The 4988-nt window shown below is 29.3% G+C and carries 4 protein-coding genes; all 4 read left to right on the top strand.

Annotation, left to right across the window (positions count from 1 at the left end; genetic code table 11):
• The first annotated feature begins 325 nt into the window (after positions 1-325).
• The gene (locus tag EK368_RS06215) at positions 326-1573 is read left to right on the top strand and encodes an ABC transporter substrate-binding protein (RefSeq protein ID WP_129597554.1); all 1248 of its coding nucleotides are present in this window, start codon (positions 326-328) and stop codon (positions 1571-1573) included.
• On the top strand, positions 1570-2271 hold the full coding sequence (locus tag EK368_RS06210) for a GTP-binding protein (protein ID WP_129597552.1): 702 nt from the start codon (positions 1570-1572) through the stop codon (positions 2269-2271). Before EK368_RS06215 ends, EK368_RS06210 begins: the two co-directional genes overlap by 4 nt.
• Entirely contained in the window at positions 2264-3274 is a 1011-nt protein-coding gene (locus EK368_RS06205; protein WP_129597550.1) for an ATP-binding cassette domain-containing protein, read from the top strand. The genes EK368_RS06210 and EK368_RS06205 overlap by 8 nt, the downstream gene beginning before the upstream one ends.
• Positions 3275-3371: 97 nt before the next feature.
• The coding region (gene hcp / locus EK368_RS06200; RefSeq protein ID WP_129597548.1) for a hydroxylamine reductase at positions 3372-4988 on the top strand (1617 nt) is incomplete at its 3' end.

The raw sequence follows: 4988 nt of genomic DNA, 5'->3' as shown, positions 1-4988 counted from the left end.
TCACTAAATTTTCAAATTTGGAAAATATAAAGAAACGATCGAAAATAGCATTACAAACTCGCTTTGCTCAAACAGTGTAATGCTAATAATTTTCTCACTTATTCTATATTTTCACAAATTCTCAATAATTGTTCCTTATTTTTATAACTTTGCTACAATATATTTTATAAACAGCGTGAAGCAACATAAGTTGATTTGAATACTTATGTTGTTTTTTGTTTTAAAACAACTTTGTAACATAGGATACCGAACAGTTAAGATAGATCATGCTAAACTAAGTATAAAGAAACATATGAAAAATTACGTAAAGGAGCTGGGGTTAGAAATGAAGGATAAATATTTTAATAAAAAAGATACTTTGTATGAAATTACTGAAAAATATAATGAAGCCATTGATTTATTAGTATCTATTGGATTTGAAAATATAAAAGATGAAAACCAAAGAAAAACATTTGGGAAGTCTATTTCACTAGAAAATGCTTTAAAAATAAAGAAAATCAATATAGATCATTTTGAACAACAATTAGTAGAAAGAATTAAAAATAATAAAAGCAAGTTAGATGAAGCATTGTATGAAAAAGATTCAGATAAAAAGGATTTTTTAAAAATAGCTGGAGTACTACCTTGTCCAGTGAAGGTTCCATTAACCGAAGGATTTGATCACTGGTTATATAAAAATAAAGAAAAGCTTGATTTAAATATAGATTATGAATTAAAAGCAGCATCAATGGGGCTAGATTGGTTAAAAGAATCTTTAAAAGATCATGGTGAAGAAGGAATACCTGATTTGTTTATTTCTGCTGGATTTGATATGTTTTTTGATAAAAAATTATTTGGCAAGTTTAAATCGCAAAATGTTTTTGAAGATATCACAGGCTTTAAACATTATAACAAAGACTTTGAAAATGAGTATATTACTTTAAAAGATCCAGATCATCAATATTCTATGCTGGGGGTTGTTCCTGCTGTATTTTTAGTAAATAAAGAAGAACTGGGTGGAAGAAAGCTGCCAAAGAGTTGGAAAGATCTATTAAGTGATGAATTTGAAAATAGTGTAAGTTTGCCAATAGGGGATTTGGATTTATTCAATTCTATATTATTAAATATATTTAAAAATTTTGGTGAAGAAGGAGTAAAAAAGCTTGGGCAAATTCTTCAAAGAAGTATGCATCCATCTGAGATGGTGAAATCTCACATGAAAAAATCAGAAAAACCTGTTGTAACCATCATGCCGTATTTTTTCACATGGATGGTAAAGAGCGGAGGTCCAATGTCTTTTGTGTGGCCAGAAGATGGAGCAATTATAAGTCCTATTTTTATGCTTATAAAAAAGAATAAGAAAGAACAATTAAAATCAATTGTAGATTTTTTTGCTTCTAAACAAGTAGGAGAAATTTTATCTCACAATGGAAAATTCCCAAGCATTCATCCAGATGTAGATAATAGAATTTTACAGGAGTATAAATACATGTGGCTAGGTTGGGAGTATATAAAAAATAATGATATACCACTTTTGATTCGTAAGTGTGAAAAAATATTTAATCAAGCTGTGAATGGAGATGATGAAAAATGAATTTAATAACTATATCAGGCCCTCCTTCATCAGGAAAAACTTCAATAATATTAAAAATAATTGATGCTATACAAAAAAGAAGTTTGAAGGTAGGAGTTGTAAAATTTGATTGTTTATATACAGACGATGATGTTTTATATGAAAAAGTAGGTGTGCCTGTAAAAAAAGGATTGTCCGGATCTTTATGTCCAGATCATTATTTTGTAAGCAATATTGAAGAAGTAGTAAAATGGGGAAAAAAACAAAACTTAGATTTGTTAATTACTGAAAGTGCTGGTCTTTGTAATAGATGTTCCCCTTACATTAAAGATATAAAGTCTATATGTGTCATAGATAATTTAAGTGGTATTAATACTCCTAAGAAAATAGGACCTATGTTAAAATCAGCAGATATTGTAGTGATCACAAAAGGTGATATTGTCTCTCAAGCTGAGAGAGAAGTGTTTGCTTCAAAGGTACATTCAGTAAATCCCAAAGCAATAACTATACATGTAAATGGACTAACAGGACAAGGAGCATTTGAATTGAGTACATTAATATATGATGAAAAAAATCATGTTGAAACAGTTAAAGGAAGAGAGTTAAGATTTCCAATGCCATCTGCTCTTTGTTCTTATTGCTTAGGAGAAACAAGGATTGGAGAAGATTATCAGATGGGAAATATTAGAAAAATGAAATTAGGTGATGAAAATGATTAGAAAAAATGAACTAGATGTTCTTACAATAAAGGAGTTAGAAAAAAAATATCCTTTTATACTATCTTTTTTTGAAAATAATAAATTAGATATTACTGGATATGAAGATTGTACCTTTGAAGATTATTTAAATCATTTTACACCAGAATATGTGGAAGAATGGGCAATAGATATAGAAAAAATGAAGATAGATCTTAAGGTATATATCAATCAAATGATTGAATTTTTAGGACTAAAAAATGATAAAGTTGATTCTTTAACAATTATTGCGGGTAAAGATAAATATGGGAATAAAGAAAATTTTGAAAAATTAATAATTTATAAAAGTCAGATCATTTCAATCGTAGGCCCTACAGGTTCAGGAAAAAGTAGGTTGTTAGCTGATATAGAATGGGCTGCAAATAAGGATACTCCTACAGAAAGAACGATTTTAGTCAATGAAGAGATCCAAGACAAAAGCCTGAGATTTTCAATTAGTAATAGGTTAGTTGCGCAATTATCGCAAAATATGAATTTTGTAATGGATTTAACTGTAAAGGAATTTTTGCAATTACATGCTGAAAGTAGAATGATTGACAATGAAGAGGAGATCGTCAAAAAAATAATAGATGCAGCAAATGAATTAGCAGGTGAAAAATTCAATTTAGATACACCTATAACAGGATTAAGTGGTGGACAATCTAGAGCTTTGATGATTGCAGATACAGCTATTTTAAGTACTTCACCTATCGTATTGATCGATGAGATAGAAAATGCAGGAATAGATAGAAAAAGAGCTCTAAATCTTTTGGTAAATGAAGAAAAAATAGTTTTAATGGCTACTCATGATCCTAATCTGGCTTTAATGGCAGACAAAAGAATTGTCATTCAAAATGGAGGAATATACAAAATAATAGAGACAGATCAAGAAGAGAAAGAAATTCTTAAAGAATTAGAGAAAATGGATCAGCTTATTCAAAGTTTTAGATCTCAACTAAGAAAAGGTGAAAAATTAAAAAACTTTTAATTTAGTAACATAAGATACCGAATTTGAAATCAATATTCTATATTATTGAACATGTAAAGGATAAAAAATTATATCTATAAGGGGGAGGCAGTTTAAAATGAGTATGTTTTGTTATCAATGTCAAGAAACAGCAAGAGGGACAGGCTGTACAGTAAGAGGGGTCTGTGGAAAAACAGATAAGGTTTCAAATTTACAGGATTTAATGATTTATACATTAAAAGGCATTGCACTACTTAAGCAAGAGGGATTAAAATCAGGTATTAAATTTTCTGATGCAAATCATTTTATTATGAATGGATTATTTATGACCATTACAAATGCAAACTTTGATGATTCTAAATTTATTAAAAAAATCAAAGAAGGTTTAGAATTAAGAGAAGAGATGAAAAAACAACTAAAAGATCAAGGAAGGGTACTTAATCTATCACACGATGTAGTTACTTGGATGGCAAAATCTGATTTAGAAATTCAAGAAAAAGCCAATTCTTATGAAGTGGGAATTTTAGCTACTGAGAATGAAGATATTCGTTCATTAAGAGAATTAATTATATATGGAGTAAAAGGTATGGCAGCTTATGCTGAGCATGCTTATAATTTAGGAAAAGAAAATGAAGAAGTTTATAATTTTATATCAAAAGCATTAGTTGCTACATTAGATGATACATTGAGTGCAGATGATTTAGTAAAAATCACTTTAGAAACTGGGAAATATGGAGTAGACACTATGGCAATGCTTGATGCTGCCAATACAGGTGCTTATGGAAATCCAGAAATAACAGAAGTAAATATTGGTGTTAGAAATAATCCAGCTATATTAATATCAGGACATGATTTAAAAGATTTAGAAGAATTATTAGAACAAACAAAAGATACTGGTGTAGATGTATATACTCATGGTGAAATGTTACCAGCTCATTATTATCCTTTCTTTAAAAAATATTCAAACTTTGTAGGTAATTATGGAAATGCTTGGTGGAAACAAAATGAAGAATTTGAATCCTTCAATGGACCTATTTTATTTACAACCAACTGCATCATACCTCCAAAAGAAAGTTATATAGATAGAGTTTATACTACAGGTGCAACAGGATACCCACGGTTTAAACATATCAAAGATAGAAAGAATGGAAAGATAAAAGATTTTAGTGAGATTATAGAACATGCAAAGAGATTGGAATCTCCAAAAGAAATTGAAAATGGTAAAATTATAGGAGGATTTGCTCACGCTCAAGTATTTGCTTTGGCAGACAAAGTAGTAGATGCTGTAAAATCTGGAGCAATTAAAAAATTCTTTGTAATGGCTGGTTGTGATGGAAGAATGAAATCTAGAGACTATTACACAGAATTTGCAGAAAAGTTACCAAAAGATACAGTAATATTAACAGCAGGATGTGCTAAATATCGTTATAATAAATTGAATTTAGGGGATATTGGTGGAATTCCAAGAGTTTTAGATGCAGGACAATGTAATGATTCCTATTCATTAGCAGTGATTGCTTTAAAATTAAAAGAAATATTTGAATTAAATGATGTCAATGAGCTTCCTATAGCTTATAATATAGCATGGTATGAGCAAAAGGCTGTAATTGTTCTTTTAGCATTATTATATTTAGGAGTTAAAAATATTCACTTAGGGCCTACATTACCAGGATTCTTATCTCCAAATGTAGCTAAAGTGTTAGTAGAGAATTTTGGAATCGCAGGTATGGGAACT

It is taken from the genome of Anaerophilus nitritigenes (assembly GCF_004138215.1).
Taxonomy (GTDB): domain Bacteria; phylum Bacillota; class Clostridia; order Peptostreptococcales; family Thermotaleaceae; genus Anaerophilus; species Anaerophilus nitritogenes.
This window is presented reverse-complemented; position numbering and strand designations above follow the sequence as displayed.